14 protein-coding genes and 2 pseudogenes are annotated in these 16,514 nt (G+C 73.1%); 10 read left to right on the forward strand and 6 right to left on the reverse strand.

The window, feature by feature from the left end:
• Positions 1-155 precede the first annotated feature (155 nt).
• Together ACGF0J_RS29460 and ACGF0J_RS29465 are read left to right on the forward strand one after the other, a co-directional pair.
• Positions 156-1,031, forward strand: a complete 876-nt coding sequence (locus tag ACGF0J_RS29460; RefSeq protein ID WP_393150872.1) for a sulfotransferase family protein — start codon at positions 156-158, stop codon at positions 1,029-1,031.
• Entirely contained in the window at positions 1,028-2,200 is a 1,173-nt protein-coding gene (locus tag ACGF0J_RS29465; RefSeq protein ID WP_393150874.1) for a glycosyltransferase family 4 protein, read from the forward strand. The genes ACGF0J_RS29460 and ACGF0J_RS29465 overlap by 4 nt, the downstream gene beginning before the upstream one ends.
• On the opposite strand, the gene ACGF0J_RS29470 is transcribed toward ACGF0J_RS29465, so the two are convergent.
• Positions 2,197-3,498, reverse strand: coding sequence for a cytochrome P450 (locus tag ACGF0J_RS29470; RefSeq protein WP_393150876.1), 1,302 nt, complete (start codon positions 3,496-3,498; stop codon positions 2,197-2,199). The genes ACGF0J_RS29465 and ACGF0J_RS29470 overlap by 4 nt on opposite strands.
• Positions 3,499-3,541: 43 nt before the next feature.
• Entirely contained in the window at positions 3,542-3,856 is a 315-nt protein-coding gene (locus ACGF0J_RS29475) for a hypothetical protein (protein WP_393150878.1), read from the reverse strand.
• An 83-nt stretch (positions 3,857-3,939) separates the two neighbouring features.
• On the opposite strand from ACGF0J_RS29475, the pseudogene ACGF0J_RS29480 reads away from it, so the two are divergent.
• The 4 genes and pseudogenes from ACGF0J_RS29480 to ACGF0J_RS29495 form a co-directional block, all read left to right on the forward strand.
• A pseudogene (locus tag ACGF0J_RS29480) lies at positions 3,940-4,407 on the forward strand (GAF domain-containing protein); the annotation flags it as partial.
• Positions 4,408-4,656: 249 nt separating this feature from the next.
• Positions 4,657-5,253 (forward strand): annotated as a pseudogene (locus ACGF0J_RS29485) (PP2C family protein-serine/threonine phosphatase); the annotation flags it as partial.
• On the forward strand, positions 5,250-5,615 hold the full coding sequence (locus ACGF0J_RS29490) for an STAS domain-containing protein (protein ID WP_393150880.1): 366 nt from the start codon (positions 5,250-5,252) through the stop codon (positions 5,613-5,615). The pseudogene ACGF0J_RS29485 and the gene ACGF0J_RS29490, both read left to right, overlap by 4 nt.
• A gap of 175 nt (positions 5,616-5,790) precedes the next feature.
• Positions 5,791-6,228, forward strand: coding sequence for an STAS domain-containing protein (locus ACGF0J_RS29495; RefSeq protein WP_393150882.1), 438 nt, complete (start codon positions 5,791-5,793; stop codon positions 6,226-6,228).
• 5 nt (positions 6,229-6,233) lie between these two features.
• Here the strand turns inward: ACGF0J_RS29495 and ACGF0J_RS29500 are convergent, their stop codons facing one another.
• The 3 genes from ACGF0J_RS29500 to ACGF0J_RS29510 form a co-directional block, all read right to left on the reverse strand.
• Complete coding sequence (locus ACGF0J_RS29500) at positions 6,234-7,283, reverse strand: NAD-dependent epimerase/dehydratase family protein (RefSeq protein ID WP_393150884.1); 1,050 nt, start codon at positions 7,281-7,283, stop codon at positions 6,234-6,236.
• Positions 7,284-7,320: 37 nt separating this feature from the next.
• Positions 7,321-8,502 (reverse strand): zinc-dependent alcohol dehydrogenase, encoded by a 1,182-nt coding sequence (locus tag ACGF0J_RS29505; RefSeq protein ID WP_393150886.1) that lies wholly within the window; start codon positions 8,500-8,502, stop codon positions 7,321-7,323.
• A 62-nt stretch (positions 8,503-8,564) separates the two neighbouring features.
• Positions 8,565-9,128 (reverse strand): DUF4142 domain-containing protein, encoded by a 564-nt coding sequence (locus tag ACGF0J_RS29510; RefSeq protein WP_393150888.1) that lies wholly within the window; start codon positions 9,126-9,128, stop codon positions 8,565-8,567.
• A gap of 160 nt (positions 9,129-9,288) precedes the next feature.
• Between ACGF0J_RS29510 and ACGF0J_RS29515 the strand changes: the two genes are divergently transcribed.
• The 4 genes from ACGF0J_RS29515 (at position 9,289) to ACGF0J_RS29530 (ending at position 15,435) form a co-directional block, all read left to right on the forward strand.
• Entirely contained in the window at positions 9,289-10,338 is a 1,050-nt protein-coding gene (locus ACGF0J_RS29515) for a polyprenyl synthetase family protein (protein ID WP_393150890.1), read from the forward strand.
• A gap of 66 nt (positions 10,339-10,404) precedes the next feature.
• Positions 10,405-11,808: a family 2B encapsulin nanocompartment shell protein gene (locus tag ACGF0J_RS29520; RefSeq protein WP_393150892.1), complete on the forward strand. Its 1,404-nt coding sequence runs from the start codon at positions 10,405-10,407 to the stop codon at positions 11,806-11,808.
• 34 nt (positions 11,809-11,842) lie between these two features.
• Positions 11,843-13,255 carry a family 2B encapsulin nanocompartment shell protein gene (locus ACGF0J_RS29525; protein ID WP_393150894.1) on the forward strand — a complete coding sequence of 471 codons (1,413 nt, stop codon included), beginning with the start codon at positions 11,843-11,845 and terminating at the stop codon, positions 13,253-13,255.
• Positions 13,252-15,435, forward strand: coding sequence for a germacradienol/geosmin synthase (locus ACGF0J_RS29530; protein WP_393150896.1), 2,184 nt, complete (start codon positions 13,252-13,254; stop codon positions 15,433-15,435). Before ACGF0J_RS29525 ends, ACGF0J_RS29530 begins: the two co-directional genes overlap by 4 nt.
• On the opposite strand, the gene ACGF0J_RS29535 is transcribed toward ACGF0J_RS29530, so the two are convergent.
• On the reverse strand, positions 15,333-15,758 hold the full coding sequence (locus tag ACGF0J_RS29535) for an STAS domain-containing protein (protein WP_393150898.1): 426 nt from the start codon (positions 15,756-15,758) through the stop codon (positions 15,333-15,335). The genes ACGF0J_RS29530 and ACGF0J_RS29535 overlap by 103 nt on opposite strands.
• Between the last annotated feature and the right edge of the window lie 756 nt (positions 15,759-16,514).

Genomic DNA, 16,514 nt, shown 5'->3' on the forward strand with positions numbered 1-16,514 from the left:
ACTCCCGCGACGGCGTGCGACCCGCCGGGCGCCGCTCGTCCACCAGGAGCGGCACCCGTGATCGCCCGCTCGTCACCCCCGCACGCCGGGAGGGTCGAAAGCGCGGCGTCCGGGTATCTCACCAGGGAGAATCGCAGCCGACCAGCGGGACCCCTATGACCTGGCAGCGAAAGGTGAACCAGGCGCTCGGCAGGTTCGCCGGCGTCCGGTTGGAGCGGGTCGGCCCGGCGCCGCCGCCCGGCAGCCGCGAACGGCCCGAGCCGCCCGAGCGGCCCGAGCGGCCGGAGGTCAGGCCGCCCGCCGATCCGGCCCTCGACAGGCTGCTGACCGCGCCGGTGTTCGTGCTGTCCCCGGTCCGGTCCGGCTCCACGCTGCTGCGCGCCCTGCTCGACGCGCACCCCCTGCTGCACGCCCCGCACGAGCTGCACGTGCGCCGGCTGACCGTCGGCTTCGGCACCCGGCTGGCCGCGCAGGCCATGGAGGCGCTCGGCCACAACGAGGCCGACCTGGAGCACCTGCTGTGGGACCGGGTCCTGCACCGCGAACTGGTCCGCAGCGGCAAGCAGTACATCGTGGACAAGACGCCCGCCAACGCCTTCGCCTACCAGCGCATCGCCACCTGCTGGCCCGACGCGCGCTTCGTCTTCCTGCTGCGCCACCCCGCCTCGATCGCCGCCTCCTGGTACGAGGCGAGCCCCGGCAGGCGCTCCCGCGAGGAGGCCGCGGCCGACGCGCTGCGCTACATGAAGGCCGTGGAACGTGCCAGGAGGGCCCTGCCGGGCCTGACCGTCCGCTACGAGCGCCTCACGGCCGACCCGGAGGAGGTCACCAGGGCCGTCTGCGAGTTCCTCGGCGTCCCGTGGACGCGGGAGATGCTGGCGTACGGCACCCCCGGCGTGGTGCGCAAGGGCCTCGGCGACTGGCAGGAGAAGATCCGCTCCGGCTCCGTCCAGCCCGGCCGCGACCTGCCCGCCCCGGACGAGATCCCCGAGGCCCTGCTGCCGATCTGCGAGAGCTGGGGCTACCTGTGAGAATCCGCTACCTGCTGCTGCACGCCTACGGGGTGGGCGGCACGATCCGCACGGTGTTCAACCAGGCGGGCGCGATGGCCGCGCTGGGCCACGAGGTGGAGATCGTCAGCGTCGTCCGCCGGCGCAACACCCCGCAGTTCGGCCTCGACAACCGGGTGCGGATCGAGCCGCTGGTGGACCAGCGCGACGGGGTGCGGCGCGACTCCCTGGGTCGCCGGGTGTGGCGGCGGGTGCGGGGGAAGATGGTGCCGCGCGGCGAGTTCGCCGCCGACTACTTCACCGAGCGGGTGGAGCGGGCCGTCATGGACTACGTCTCCTCGCTGCGCGACGGCGTCCTCGTCACCACCCGGCCGGCGCTCAACCTCATCGCCGCCCGCCGCGCCCCGGCGAGCGTCGTCCGGGTCGCGCAGGACCACATGAACCTCGACGCCTACCCCGCGACGGTCCGCGAGGACATCGCCCGCCACTACGGCCGCTTCGACGCCGTGGTGGTGCTGACGCGCTCCAACCAGCGCGCCTACCGCGAGCTGCTGCCCGGCACCCCCGTCGTGCGCATCCCCAACGCCGTCGTGCCGTCCGGCGAGTTGTCACGGCAGGAGAACCCCGTCGTGATCGCGGCCGGCCGGCTCGTCCGCCAGAAGGGCTTCGACCTGCTCGTCCCGGCGTTCGGGCAGGCCGTGCGCCGCCATCCGGAGTGGGAGCTGCGCATCTTCGGCTCCGGGGCGCAGAAGGCGGCACTCACCGCGCTCGTCGACGCGCGGGGACTCGGCGACCGCGTCCACCTGATGGGCCGCACCGGCCGGCTCGACAGCGAGCTGGCCCGCGCCTCGATCTACGCGCTGTCGTCCCGCTTCGAGGGGCTGCCGATGGTGATGATCGAGGCGATGGGCCACGCGCTGCCGGTGGCCGCCTTCGACTGCCCCACCGGTCCCGCCGACGTGCTGACGCACGAGATCGACGGGCTGCTCGTGCCGCCGGGCGACGTCGCCGCGCTGGCGGCCGTCCTCGACCGGCTCATGGGCGACCGCGAGCTGCGGCTGCGCCTCGGGGCCGAGGCCGCGCGCACCGCCCGGTCGTACGCGCCGGAGGCGGTGATGCCGCTGTGGGTGGACCTGTTCGCCCGGCTGCTCGCCGGGCAGCCCGTGGGCGGCCGGCACGAGACCGGTTAGGAGCCGACCGGCGCCACCTGGTCGATCACGAAGCGGCTGTTGGGCAGGGCGGGCGCCCGCCACTGCTCGACGCGCAGGTCCTGGGCGGGCACGCCGTACGTCATCCAGCGGGTGAGCGCCGTCACGGCCACCTTCATCAGGTCCACGGTGATCCACTCGCCGGGGCACCGGTGCCCCCCGTGGTGGTCGCCACCGCCCTGCGGCACCAGCTCGTACGCGCCGGGCTCCCCTCCGGCGAACCGCTCCGGCCTGAACAGCTCCGGCCGGTCCCACAGGCGCGGGTCGTGGTCGGTGCCGTGCAGGTCGAACAGGACCCGCCGGCCGCGCGGGAAGTGGTGTCCCCGCCACTCGAAGGGCCGGGCGACCCTGGCCGCGACGGCGGGGAAGAACGGGTAGAAGCGGCGCACCTCCTGCACGAAGTGCTCCAGGTAGGTGTCGTCGCCGTCGCGGATGCGCTCCCGGCAGCCGGGCTGGGCGTGCAGCGCCATGGCGGCGAACGTGACGAACCGGCCGACCGCCACCGTGGGGCGCAGCACGTTCAGCACCTCGACGGCCGCCGTGCGGGGGTCGAGCTCCCGCCCGTCGGCGTCGCGGTGGCCGGCGATGTCGCCCAGGGCGGTGCCCTCGTACGGCTCCGGCCGTTCGCGCACCCGCTCCACCAGCCGGGCGATGCCCTGCTCGGCCCGGACCCGGGCCCGCCGCCCGCGCAGGTGACGCGGCCCCACGGCGGCCGGCGCCTCGACCATGGCCAGCAGCTCGGCGGTCAGCCACGGGATGTGCCGGGGCGCCGGGCGCAGTCCCGTCCACTCGCACACCGCCTGGCACAGCAGCCGGCTGACCTCGTCGTACAGCACGACGTGCGGCATCCGCGCCCAGATCGGGACGCGTTCCCGCCAGGCCCGCCCGGCCAGCTCCGCCAGCCGGGCGCGCGCCTGCGGCGTCATCAGGGACATGAACATCGCCTTGCGCACCCGGTGCGCCTCGCCGTCCAGCGTCTGCACGCCGCCCTCGCCGAACAGCGTCCGCAGCAGCCGCCCCGGCGCGGCGTCCTGCCGGACGAACCGCTCCGGGTCGTAGAACACCCGCGCCGCCTCGGCGCCCGTCATGCACGTGGTCGGCCGCAGCAGCAGCCGCGTGTCGAAGACGTCGGTGCCGAGCGCCCGTGCCCGGTCGCCGATGAAGGTGTACGGGCTGAGCCGGAAGGCCACGGTGTCGTCCGGGCCGACACCGGACACGGGCGGGCCGAAGTGTTCGGTCACCGCGGCGTGCTCGCTCGGAGGCGTTCCCAGGATGCTCATGGACGGGGACTATCCCGGTGAGATCAGCGGAAACCTCCGCAGCTCACTCCCGGCGCGCGGGCAGGTCGGGCCGTTCCGTCGTCCAGCCGACCTCCCGGTAGGCCGTCGAGTACCGCAACTCCACCCGCCGCCCGTCTGCCGTCGTGTCCGGCGACGTGGTCTCGCGCGCGAGGAGGAGGCCCCGGCGCGGGTCGATCACGAGGCGCGTGGCGGCGCGCGTCCCGTCGAACCGCACCGTCGAGGAGTCGAGCGCCTGGCCACGCCGGCCCAGCGCGTCAACGGTCTCCCCTCCGGCCCGCATGCCGGGCAGGCCGGCGAGCACCCGGAAGGCGGCGTCGCAGGCCCGTTTCGTCTTCACGCGCCCCGATGCCTGCCCTTCACACCGTGAAGCCGACTAAACTGCCTGAGATCGCGGAAGAAGAAGACGGTGACGACGAGCAGATGACGGCAACGCTGATCGATCCGGGCGTGGAGGCGGCGAGACTGGCGGCCGTCCGGCGCTACCAGATCCTCGACACGCCCCCGGAGAGCGCGTTCGACAGGATCGTGCAGCTCGCGGCGCGTGTCTTCGGGGCGCCGATGGCCTCGCTGACGATCGTGGACGAGGACCGGATCTGGTTCAAGGCCCGCACGGGCCTGCCCGACAACCTGACGCAGGTCTCCCGCGACGAGGGCCTGTGCGCCTCCGTGATCACCCAGTCGGGCCCGTACGTGGTGACCGACACGCTCGCCGAGCCGCGGACGGCCGACAACCCGCTGGTCACCGGCGAGCCGGGCATCCGCTTCTACGCCGCCGCCCCCGTCTCCACGGCCGACGGCCACCACCTGGGCACGGTCAACGTGCTCGACGTCCGGCCGCGCGAGGTCACCGAGGAGGAGCTGAACAGCCTCACCGACCTGGCCGCGCTCGTCGCCGGCGAGCTGGAGCTGCGGCTGTCGGCGCGGGCCGCCGTCGAGCGGGAGCGCCGGCTGCGCGAGCGGGCCGAGGCGGAGCGGGGCCGGCTGGAGCTGCTGACCTCGACGCTGCGCCGGGTGCTGCTGCCGCCCTCCCCGCCCAAGGTGCCGGGCCTCGACATCGCCACCCACTACCACGTGGCCTCGACCGACCAGGTCGGCGGCGACTTCTTCGACATCTTCCGCGTCGACGAGAACGACTGGGGCTTCTTCCTCGGCGACGTGTGCGGCAAGGGCGCCGACGCGGCGGTGGTGACGGCCCTGGCCCGCCACACGCTGCGCGCCGCCGCCGTCTACGCGGGCGATCCCGAGGACGTGCTGACCAACCTCAACGCGGTGCTGATGGACGAGTTCCTCGGCGCCGACCCGTGCTACTGCACCGTCGTCTACGGCGTGCTCACGCCAGGCGACGACGGGGTGCGGGTCAGCCTGGCCGGCGGCGGTCATCCGCCGGCGCTGGCCATCCGCGCCGACGGCACTGTGGACGCCGTCCACACCGAGGGCGGGATGCTGGTCGGGCTGCTGCCCGAGGCCCGCTTCGCGGTGGCGAGCACGTTCCTGCACCCCGGCGACGGCCTGCTGCTCTACACCGACGGGCTCACCGAGGCGCGCACCCGCGCCGGCCACATGTACGGCGAGGACCGCCTGATCGGCCTGGCCGCGTCGATGGCGGGGCAGCCGGCGCAGGCCATGGTGTCGCGGCTGGAGGAGACTCTGTCCGCGTTCGGCCCCGGCCTGACCGACGACACGGCCATCCTGTCCATGACCGTTCCTCCGATCGTGAAAAGGCAATCCCGGTGACCGCACCTGTTCAGCTGACGCAGATCTCGGCCGACGCCGCCACCGGCACGTGTGTCCTGGCCCTGAGCGGAGAGCTCGACTACATCAGCGCGGCGCAGCTTCGCACCGACATGGAGAACGCGCTGACGCCGGACCACCGGCACCTCGTCCTCGACCTGAGCGGGCTGGAGTTCTGCGACTCCACCGGCATCCGGACGTTCCTGGTGTTCCGCAAGCTCATCCTCGAACGCGGCGGCACGGTCGCGCTCGCGGGGCTGACCCCGCGGCTCGACCGGGTCTTCCGCATGACGGGGCTGTCGCAGGCCTTCGACCTCTACCCGAGCGCGGAGCAGGCGACGGCCGCCATCGCGGGAAAGAGCTGACCGTGGCGCGCTAGCACATGCTTCGCGGTCCTCGCGGAGGCGTCGGGCGACAGCCGGGCGATATTCGTCATTGGAATCCCACGTTTCCGCGGCCGACCGCGGCGGGGGTGGCGGGCTATGGTTCGTGCATGGCGACCATCGCTCGGCGCGGGCCCGCGGCCCCTTGACACCCCCGATGTCCCGGCTGACGTTCGCCCATCGGCACCTGCCCGGCGTCACCGTGATCACCTTGGGCGGTGAGCTGGACGCGACGAACGCAGGCCGGCTGGCAGAGCTCGTCGCGGACGTGTGCCGGCGACCCGGTGACCATCTGGTGTTCGACCTGGCCGAGGTGCGTTTCATGGACAGCGCGGGCCTGCGCGCCCTGCTCCGCTCCCACCTCGCCGAGGCCCGGCACGGTGGCGGCGTCCGCCTGGCCGCGCTGCAGCCCATGCCGGCCCGCATCGTCGAGATCACCCGGGTGGACGCGTACCTGCCGGTCCACGAGACGGTCGAGGACGCGCTGACGGCCGTCCGCCCCTCCCCCGAGCCGCCCGGCCGTCCGGGCGAGCCGCCCCGCCGCCCGGTCGGCGGCACGGGCGGCGGCGCCGGCGGCGGCACAGGCGTGGCCTGACCCCGCTACGGGCGCCCGCCGGCGCGGGAGGCGACCTCCTTCAGCCGTCCGACCGGGCCGCTGTCGGGAGCCAGCGGCGCCGTGTCCATCCCGGCCCCCTCGCGCAGCCCCTCCATCATCTCCAGCACGGCGTCGGCGGCCGAGTGCCGCGGCGCCCAGCCCAGCACCTCACGGGCCCGCCGGGTGTCCATCAACGGCAGTTGCAGCAGCATCTCCAGCAGTCCGGACGCGGCGGGCAGCAGCCGCAGATGCCAGCCGGCCGCCATGGCGCTGCGCGCCATCCACGCCGACACCGGCACCGTCCGCGCGCCGAGCAGCCGGGCCAGCTCGGCCGGCTCCAGCACGGGCTCGGCCGCCAGGTTGAACGCCCCCGAGACGGGCCGGGTGACCGCCAGCCGGTACGCCTCCCCGGCGTCGTCGGCGTGCAGCGCCTGGAACCGCAGCCCAGGAATGTCCGGGACGACCGGGATCAGACCCGGCCGCACCAGCCGTCGCGGGACGAACGGGCCGCCGAACAGCCGCCGCTGCTCGGTGGCCGCCACGCGCTTGAAGATGAAGCCCGGTCGCATCCGCACCACACGGATGTCCGGATTGTCGTGCTCGAAGACGTCGAGGACGCGCTCCACGTACGCCTTCTCCCGCCCGTACGCGGCCCCAGGCCAGCCGTGGGTCGGCCAGCTCTCGTCCACCGGCGGCTCGTCCGGGCCGGGCGAGTACGCCCCCACCGACGAGGCGTACACGAGCGCGGGCACCCCGGCCTCCGCCACCGCGCGGAAGACCCGCATGCTCCCCAGCACGTTGGCCCGCCAGGTGATCGTGGCGTCCCTCGTCGGCTGGAACAGCCACCCGAGGTGCACCACCGCGTCGGCCCCCTCGAAGATCTGGACCAGGTCGGCGGTGACGACGTCGGCCTGCCGCCACTCGGCGCGGGCGCCCCGCCAGCCGGGCGTCCGCCTGGCCACGCCGACGACGGAGGTCACGTCCGGGTCCGCTTCCAGGGCGCGCACCACGCTCGTGCCGACGTTGCCCGTAGCCCCGACCACGATCACTCTCATGAGGTGTCTCGCTGCCCGGGCGCCGGGCCCCGAAACCCTACGGCCGGAGCAGCACCTTGATCGCGCCGTCGCGCTTCTTCTGGAACATCTCGTAGGCGTGCGGCGCGTCGTCGAGCGGCAGCCGGTGCGTGGCCAGGTCCATCACGCCCAGCGGGTCGGCGTCGTCGGCGACCAGCGGCATCAGGTCGTCGATCCACCGCTTGACGTGGGCCTGCCCCATGCGCAGCGTGACGCCCTTGTCGAACATGCGCAGCATGGGCAGCGGGTCGGTCATGCCGCCGTAGACGCCGCTGACGGAGATCACGCCGCAGCGCCGCACCGCGTCGATCGCCTGGTTGAGCACCGCCAGCCGGTCCACGCCCGCCTGGGTCATCAACGGCGCCGCCACCATGTCGGGCAGGAAGCCGGTGAGCGTCTGGGCGAGCTTGGCGGCCGGCGAACCGTGGGCCTCCATGCCGACCGCGTCGATGACCGAGTCGGTGCCGCGCCCCCCGGTGAGCTCCCTGATCGCGTCGGGCACGTCACCGGCGCTACGGGCGTCGATCACCTCGACGCCGTGCCTGCGTGCCATCTCCAGCCGTTCGGCGACGCCGTCGACCCCGATCACCCGGTAGCCGCGGTGCCGGGCGACGCGGGCCGACATCTGGCCGATGGGACCGAGGCCGAAGACGGCCACGCTGCCGCCCTCGGGCACCTCGGCGTACTCGACGGCCTGCCAGGAGGTCGGCAGGACGTCCGACAGGTAGACGAACCGCTCGTCCGGCGGCCCCTCCGGCACCTTGATCGGCCCGAACTGGGCCTGCGGAACCCGCAGGTACTCGGCCTGTCCGCCGGGCACCTGGCCGTACAGCCGGGTGTAGCCGAACAGGGCCGCCCCCATGCCGTGCTCGCGCACCTGGGTCGTCTCGCACTGGGCGTACAGCTGCAGGCCGCACATGTGGCAGTGGCCGCAGGAGATGTTGAACGGCACGACGACCCGGTCACCGGGCCTGATGTGCCGCACCTCCGCGCCGACCTCCTCGACGACGCCCATGGGTTCGTGGCCCAGGATGTCGCCCTCGCTCATGAAGGGGCCCAGCACCTCGTACAGGTGCAGGTCTGACCCGCAGATGGCAGTGGAGGTGATCTTGATGACGGCGTCGGTCGGCTCCTTGATCGCCGGGTCGGCGACCTCCTCGACCCGTACGTCGCGCTTGCCGTGCCACGTGACGGCCTTCATGGGTCTGCTCCTCCGTCGGATCCGTCTCGCATACCCTCACACCCGGCGCCAAACGGCCCGGCTCAGGAGCCGGCGACCTTGCGCAGCAGCTGGAGGTGGTCGCGCAGGGACGGCAGCGTGGTCTTGGCCAGAGTCACGACCTCGGGCGCGCTCCCCCGGTTGATCTGGCGCCGGGTGGCGGCGATGGCGTCCTTGTGCGACTTGAGCATCTCCGTGACGAACCTGCGGTCGAACCGCGCGGTCGGAGCCTGTGCCAGCGCCTCGGCCTGCTTGCGGTGGGCCTCGGTGAGCGTGCCGGGCAGGTCGACGCCGAACTGCTGCGCGTTGCGGAGCAGCTCTCCGTCCATCTTGGCGCGCTCGGTGACCAGCGTGTCGCCGAGCGCCTTGACCTCGGCGCTCTTGGCCCGGGTCTGCGCCAGCCGGGCGACGTGGATCTGGGCGATGCCTCCCTGGTGGATCGTGCGCAGCCAGGCGCGGTCCTGGCCGGACAGGTGGACGGGCGCCGCGGCCGGCGCGCCGGCCGGCGCCTCGTCGGTGGCGGCGGTGTCGGTGGTGGCTCCCCCGCAACCCGCGGCTGCGGTGACGGCGAGGGTGGCGAGAAGCAGGCTCAGGTGCGAACGGCGCATCGACATGGAATCCCCACTTGTTTCGAGCACTCAGCGTATGGCCACAAGTAGACACCTTTCGGATGCGTAGCGTAATCGCGCTACGCAAGGGGGTTTACACAATCAGTGTTCAAACAATAACGTCGCGTAGCGAAACCGTTGCCGGAAGGGGCGCCAGGTCATGGCATTGAGCTTCACGCGCAATCTGGTCGGGCCGCGCATCGACGAACGACTGATCGGCTTCCTCGACTCCTGGCGTGCCCCCGTGTCCGATCCGGACGTGGTGGCGGCGTACGAGCTGCTGACCGACTTCATCATGGGCGGCGGCAAGCGCATCCGCCCGCAGCTGTGCTACTGGGGGTGGTGCGGGGCGGGCGGCGCCGACTGCGACGAGATCATCAGCGCGGCGGCCGCCCTGGAGCTGTGCCACGCCGGGCTGCTCATCCACGACGACATCATGGACGGCAGCGACCTGCGGCGCGGCCACGCCACCGTGCACCGCAGGCTCGCCGCGCTGCACCAGGGGCCGGGCTCCGACACCTTCGGCCAGGCGGCCGGCATCCTGCTCGGCACGCTCAGCCTGGCCTGGGCCGACGCGCTGCTGTCGTCGTGCGGGGTGGAGCCCGCCCGGCTGCGCGTGGCGCACCACCTGTTCGACGCCATGCGCAGCGAGGTGATCAGCGGCCAGTACCTCGACATGCTGGCCCAGCTCCGGGCGGGCGTGTCCGTGCAGCAGGCGCTCACGGTCGTCCGCTACAAGACGGCCAAGTACACCGTCGAGCGGCCCCTGCAGATCGGCGGCGCGCTGGCCGGGGCGCCCCCGGAGCTGCTCGACGCCTACTCCCGTGTCGGCCTCCCGCTCGGCGAGGCGTTCCAGCTCCGCGACGACGTGCTCGGCACGTTCGGCTCGTCCGCCGAGACCGGCAAGTCGGCGCTCGACGACCTGCGCGACGGCAAGCACACCGTGCTGTTCGCGCACGCCGTGCAGCGGGCCACGCCCGCGCAGCGCACCTACCTGCGCACCTGGCACGGCAACCCCGAGCTGACCGAGGAGCGGGCCGGCGAGCTGCGCTCGATCCTCGTCGAGACGGGCGCGCTGGCCGAGGTCGAGGGGATGATCGCCGAGCGGGTCCGCGAGGCGGTGGCGGCCATCGGGGCCGCGCCGATCGCGGCCGAGGTGCGCGAGACCCTGACCGTGCTGGCCGGCGAGCTGGCCCACCGCGACCGCTGACCGGCCGCATCCCTGATCCTCCCTTCAGCTGGAACGCTCCATCTCTCCTGAGTAGAACGGCACATCATGACAGAGACGACCGAGCCGGCCCTGCCCGGCGGGCAGCAGCTCAGCCTCAGCACCGAGGCGGCGCGCAACCTGGCCACGACCACCAAGACCGCCCCGCAGATGCAGGAGATCACCTCGCGGTGGCTGCTGAAGCTGCTGCCGTGGGTGCAGACCTCGGGAGGCGTCTTCCGGGTCAACCGACGGCTCACCTACACCCTGGGCGACGGCCGGATCACCTTCACCACGACCGGCGCCGAGGCGCGGGTCATCCCCGCCGAGCTGACCGAGCTGGCGCCGCTGCGCGGCTTCGCCGACATGGACGTGCTGGAGGCGCTGGCCGAGCGCTTCACGCAGCGCGAGTACGAGCCGGGCCAGGCGATCGTCACCGAGGACACGCCGATCGACCAGCTCGTCCTCATCGCGCACGGCCGGGTGGTCAAGACGGGCCACGGCGCCTACGGCGACGAACAGAGCCTCGGCGTGCTGGCCGACGGCGACCACCTGGGCGAGGAGCTGCTCACCGGGGCGGGCCGCTACGGCTTCACCGCCAGAACCACGACCGCGTGCACCGTGCTCACCCTGTCGCAGCACGACTTCCGCCAGGTGCTGGAGCGGTCGGCGGAGCTGCGCGAGCACCTCGACGGCATCCAGGCCCGCCAGGCGCGGGCGAGCAACGCCTACGGCGAGGCCGCGATCGAGCTGTCGTCCGGCCACACCGGCGAGCCGACGCTGCCCGGCACGTTCGTCGACTACGAGCTGAGCCCGCGCGAGTACGAGCTGAGCGTCGCGCAGACGATCCTGCGCGTGCACACCCGCGTCTCCGACCTGTACAACCAGCCGATGAGCCAGCTCGACCAGCAGCTCCGGCTCACGATCGAGGCGCTGCGCGAGCGGCAGGAGCACGAGCTGGTCAACAGCCGCGACTTCGGCCTGCTGCACAACGCCGACTTCGGCCAGCGCATCCGCACCCGCACCGGCCCGCCCACCCCCGACGACCTCGACGACCTGCTGGCCAAGGTGTGGAAGGAGCCCGCCTTCTTCCTGGCCCATCCGCAGGCGATCGCGGCCTTCGGCCGGGAGTGCTCCAGGCGCGGGCTCTACCCGCAGGCGAGCGAGGTCAACGGCCACCGGGTGCCGGCCTGGCGCGGCGTGCCGATCTTCCCCTGCAACAAGATCCCCGTCTCGGAGGCCCGGACGAGCTCCATCATGCTGATGCGGGTCGGCCAGGACAACCAGGGTGTCGTCGGCCTGCACCAGACGGGCATCCCCGACGAGTACCAGCCGAGCCTGTCGGTCCGGTTCATGAACATCAACGAGAAGGCGGTCATGTCCTACCTGGTCAGCGCCTACTATTCGGCCGCCGTGCTGGTGCCGGACGCGCTCGCCGTGCTGGAGGACGTCGAGCTCGGCCGCGACAACTGACGGCGCGGGTCCGGTCGAGAGGGTGGTGTTCCGGTTGACGGAGCGGGATCAGCGGCTGAGCCTGGACACGGCGGCGGCACGCACGCTCGCCACGACGACCAAGTCGGCCCCGCAGACGAGCGAGGTCTCGCCGCGCTGGTTGTTGCGGGTGCTGCCGTGGGTGGACGTGCCCGGCGGCACCTACCGGGTGAACCGCAGGCTCACCTACCCGGTGGGCGGCGGGCGGGTGAGCTTCGCCGGGGCGGGCGCACGGCTCGGCGTGATCCCGCCCTCCCTCACCGAGCTGCCGCCGCTGCGCGGCTACGCCGACGTGCCGGTGCTGGAGACCTTGGCCGGGCTGTTCGAGCAGCGCACGTACGCCTACGGCGAGGAGATCGTGCGGGCCGGTGATCCGGCCGGCGGGCTGCTGGTGGTGGCGCACGGCAAGGTGGCCGTGCGCCAGGCCGGCCCGTACGGCGACAGCGTCGTCCGCGCGACGCTGTCCGCCGGCGACCACGCCGGCGCCGACCTCCCGGCGGCCGGTGACGGCCTGCCCGCACCGGGCGCGCGCTGGCCGGTCACCCTGCAGGCCCGCACGACCGCCTGCACCGTGCTGTTCCTGCCGTGGGCCGCCTTCCGCACGGTGGCCGGCCGGTCACCCTCGCTGGAGGCGCAGCTCGCCCGACGCCTGGCGGCGCCGGCCCGGCCGCGCACCCGGCACGGCGAGGCCGTCATCGAGGTGGCCGCCGGCCACACCGGCGAGCCCGTCCTGCCGGGCACGTTCGCCGACTACGACCCCGGCCCCCGCGAGTATCCGCTGAGCGTCTCCCAGGCGGTGGTGCGCGTGCACACCCGGGTGGCCGACCTGTTCAGCGAGCCCATGGACCAGACCGAGCAACAGCTCCGGCTGACGATCGAGGCGGTGCGCGAGTCGCAGGAGCGCGAGCTGGTCAACAACCGCGACTTCGGCCTGCTGCACAACGCCGACCCGCGTCAGCGGCTCACCACGCGCACCGGCCCGCCCACCCCTGACGACCTCGACGAGCTGCTGTGCCGCCGGAAGAAGTCGCGCTACTTCCTCGCCCACCCGGCCGCCATCGCCGCGTTCGGCCGCCAGTGCAACCGCCGGGGCGTGCTCCCCGAGCCGGCCGAGGTGGACGGCCGCGTGGTGCCTGCCTGGCGGGGCGTGCCGATCCTGCCGTGCGACAAGATCCCGATCTCCCGCCACGGCACCACCTCGATCCTCGTGCTGCGCACCGGCGAGGCCGACCAGGGCGTGGTCGGCCTGCGCCAGAGCGGCGTGCCGGGTGAGCGGGAGCCCGGGCTGAGCGTGCGCCACACCGGGATCGACGCGCGGGCCATCGCCTCCTATCTGGTCAGCGCCTACTACTCGGCCGCCGTGCTGGTGCCCGACGCCCTCGGCGTGCTCGACGACGTCGAGCTCTGCGAAACCGGAGTGACCCCATGACCGACCAGCCGTTCGAGCTCCCCGACTTCTACCTGCCGTACCCGGCGCGGCTCAACCCGCACGTGGAGGCGGCGCGCGGCCACTCCCGCCGGTGGGCCCGCGACATGGGCATGCTGGAGGGGTCGGGCGTCTGGGAGCAGCGCGACCTCGACGCCCACGACTACGCCCTGCTGTGCGCGTACACCCATCCCGACTGTGACGCGCCCACGCTCGGTCTGATCACCGACTGGTACGTGTGGGTGTTCTTCTTCGACGACCACTTCCTGGAGCTGTACAAGCGCACCGGCGACCGCGAGAGCGGCCGGCACCACCTCGAACGGCTCCCGGCGTTCATGCCGATGGACCTGGCCGGCGGTCTCCCCGAGCCCGCCAACCCGGTGGAGGCCGGGCTGGCCGACCTGTGGGCGCGCACGGTGCCCGGCCGGTCCCGGCACTGGCGGGCCAGGTTCGCCGAGACGACCCGCAACCTGCTGAACGAGTCGCTCTGGGAGCTGTCCAACATCAACGCCGATCGGGTGCCCAACCCGGTCGAGTACATCGAGATGCGCCGCAAGGTCGGCGGGGCGCCGTGGTCGGCCGCCCTCGTGGAGCATGCGGTCGGCGCCGAGGTGCCCGAGCGGGTCGCCGCGTCCCGGCCGTTGCGGGTGCTGCGCGACACGTTCTCCGACGGGGTGCACCTGCGCAACGACCTGTTCTCCTACCAGCGCGAGGTCGAGGACGAGGGTGAGCTGAGCAACGGCGTGCTGGTCCTGGAGACGTTCTTCGGCTGCACGACGCAGCAGGCCGCCGACGCCGTCAACGACCTGCTCACCTCACGGCTCCAGCAGTTCGAGCACACCGTCGCCACCGAGCTGGGGCCGCTGTTCGTGGAGCACGGTCTCGACCCGCTGTCGTGCGCGGGCGTGCTCGCGTACGTGAAGGGGCTGCAGGACTGGCAGTCGGGCGGGCACGAGTGGCACCTGCGCTCCAGCCGCTACATGAACGAGCGCGCCGACCGGGGTGGCGGGCCCGGCATGGGGTCGATCACGTCGATCGCCGGGCTGCTCGGCCCGCAGCGGGTGCGCGCCCGCACCCACGTGCCGCACCAGCGGGTCGGGCCGTCGGTGATCCCCGACCTGTACATGCCGTTCACGCCGAAGCTGTCGCCGCACCTGGACGCGGCGCGGGCCAACGTCGTCACCTGGGCGCACGCCATGGGCATCCTCGAAGCGCAGCCTGGCGTCGCCGGGTCCGCCGTGTGGGACGAGGACAAGCTCCTCGACTACGACCTGCCGCTGTGCGCGGCGGGCATCCATCCGGACGCCTCCCCCGAGCAGCTCGACCTGTCGTCGGCCTGGCTGGCGTGGGGCACCTACGGCGACGACTACTTCCCCGTCGTCTACGGCCGGACCCGCAATCTGCCCGCCGCCCGGGCGGCCGTGGACCGGCTGCCGGCGTTCATGCCGCTCGACGGCCCGGTCACCGCCCAGCCGGTCACCGGGCTGGAGCGCGGCCTCGCCGACCTGTGGACCCGCACGGCCGGCCCGATGCGGCCGGCCGCGCGCCGCGCGTTCCGCAAGGCCGTCGAGGACATGGTCGGAAGCTGGCTGTGGGAGCTGGCCAACCAGATCGAGCACCGCGTCCCCGACCCGGTCGACTACGTCGAGATGCGGCGGATGACGTTCGGCTCGGAGCTGACGATGAGCCTGTGCCGGCTGGCCCACGGCACCCGGGTGCCGCCGGAGATCTACGCGAGCGGACCGATGCGGTCGCTGGAGAACTCCGCCATGGACTACGCCGCCCTGCTCAACGACGTGTTCTCCTACCAGAAGGAGGTGGAGTTCGAGGGCGAGGTGCACAACGTGGTGCTGGTCGTGCAGACCTTCTTCGGCTGCGACCATCCCACGGCGCTCGCCGTGGTCAACGACCTGCTCACGTCGCGGATGCGCCAGTTCCAGCACGTGGCCGAGCACGAGCTGCCGGTCCTGTACGACGACGCGGGGCTGGACGAGGAGGCCCGCCGGGTGCTGCGCGGTTACGTCGAGGAGCTGGAGAACTGGATGTCCGGCATCCTGGTGTGGCATCGGGAGTGCCGCCGCTACGACGAGGCGTCCCTGCTCCGCCACCATCGGCCGCCTCGGCCCTCGCTCGGCGGGCCGACCGGTCTCGGCACCTCGGCGGTGCTCGTCTCCGGCCACTGATCCGGCTCCGGCACGTCGCACCAGCCCAGCAGCCCGATGATCCGCCGCTGTGACGGGGTGACGTTGCGCAGGCGTACCCAGCGTTGCTCGGCCGGCACCGCGGGCAGGAGCAACACCCGCAGACCCGAAAGGTCGACGAAGGTGAGCGCGCCGGTGTCCACGGTCACGTGCCGGCCGCGGGGGCGGCAGCGTTCCAGCGCTCGGGCCAGCGCCTCGCTGTTGGTGGCGTCCACCTCGCCGGCGACCACCAGCAGGGGTCCGTCTCCGGACACCCGCAGGGAGATCCGGACCAGCCTGTCGGCATAGACCAGGCGCTCGGTCATGTCCGTGCCACCGCCCATCGGCCTCACCCCCATCTCCCTCGTGCCGGGGGTTGCCGCCGGACAGCCCAGCGCCCCTGCCTCGGACGGAGGGTGATCGTCACGCATGACGATGACCCGGAACCAGATTATCTGAAATGTCTTTTCGGCAGTGATATGCAGGATAAAGAGGTGGTATCAGGCATCCGTCGGCCGAGACGCCGAACGCCCGGCCGGGGTTCGAGGAGGACCTCGAACCCCGGCCGGGCGCCGTAGGCCGTACGGATTTTCCTGGTCGACCGTCGTGACCCAGGCGTACATGTCGAGCCGGGACTCGGTGCCGGTGCCGCCATCGTCATCACCGCCGCCCGTCGTGCTCGTCGCCGCGGACGGCCTGAGGCCGCCGCACTCACGTTGGCGGTGATGTCCGCCGGTCCGGGCCCGGGCGCCCCTTGCGGGCCGCCATCTCGCGCCCACGCCCTCCGGCGGTCATGTCGTCATCCCGCACCGGGGCGACGGCTCCTTCTCCGGTGTTCACGTCTGAACGCCGGTCGCCCGTCGCCGCCACCCTGCCGGCTCGCGGTCTCGACTCCTGGGACGCTGGTCATCGCCGGTTTCCGGCTCGTCGTCCGGACGCGGCAGAGGTTCCGACGGACGTGCACGGTCCATCGGCACGGCCTGCCCGGTCCGCCGCGGGCACCGCCGCCATCACGCGGGTGCCTCGGCCGTACGGGTGCCGCCTGTTCCCTGTCGCTCCCGCGCTCGGCGAGCACGGGCTCC

It is taken from the genome of Nonomuraea sp. NPDC047897 (genome assembly GCF_043204415.1).
Lineage (GTDB): Bacteria > Actinomycetota > Actinomycetes > Streptosporangiales > Streptosporangiaceae > Nonomuraea.

Excerpts from the sequence above, each read along its gene's own strand:
- ACGF0J_RS29460 (WP_393150872.1), top strand. The coding sequence starts at position 156 with ATGACCTGGCAGCGAAAGGTGAACCAGGCGCTCGGCAGGTTCGCCGGC.
- ACGF0J_RS29470 (WP_393150876.1), bottom strand. The coding sequence starts at position 3,498 with ATGAGCATCCTGGGAACGCCTCCGAGCGAGCACGCCGCGGTGACCGAA.
- ACGF0J_RS29495 (WP_393150882.1), top strand. The coding sequence starts at position 5,791 with ATGTCCCGGCTGACGTTCGCCCATCGGCACCTGCCCGGCGTCACCGTG.
- ACGF0J_RS29500 (WP_393150884.1), bottom strand. The coding sequence starts at position 7,283 with ATGAGAGTGATCGTGGTCGGGGCTACGGGCAACGTCGGCACGAGCGTG.
- ACGF0J_RS29505 (WP_393150886.1), bottom strand. The coding sequence starts at position 8,502 with ATGAAGGCCGTCACGTGGCACGGCAAGCGCGACGTACGGGTCGAGGAG.
- ACGF0J_RS29510 (WP_393150888.1), bottom strand. The coding sequence starts at position 9,128 with ATGCGCCGTTCGCACCTGAGCCTGCTTCTCGCCACCCTCGCCGTCACC.
- ACGF0J_RS29515 (WP_393150890.1), top strand. The coding sequence starts at position 9,289 with ATGGCATTGAGCTTCACGCGCAATCTGGTCGGGCCGCGCATCGACGAA.
- ACGF0J_RS29520 (WP_393150892.1), top strand. The coding sequence starts at position 10,405 with ATGACAGAGACGACCGAGCCGGCCCTGCCCGGCGGGCAGCAGCTCAGC.
- ACGF0J_RS29530 (WP_393150896.1), top strand. The coding sequence starts at position 13,252 with ATGACCGACCAGCCGTTCGAGCTCCCCGACTTCTACCTGCCGTACCCG.
- ACGF0J_RS29535 (WP_393150898.1), bottom strand. The coding sequence starts at position 15,758 with ATGACCGAGCGCCTGGTCTATGCCGACAGGCTGGTCCGGATCTCCCTG.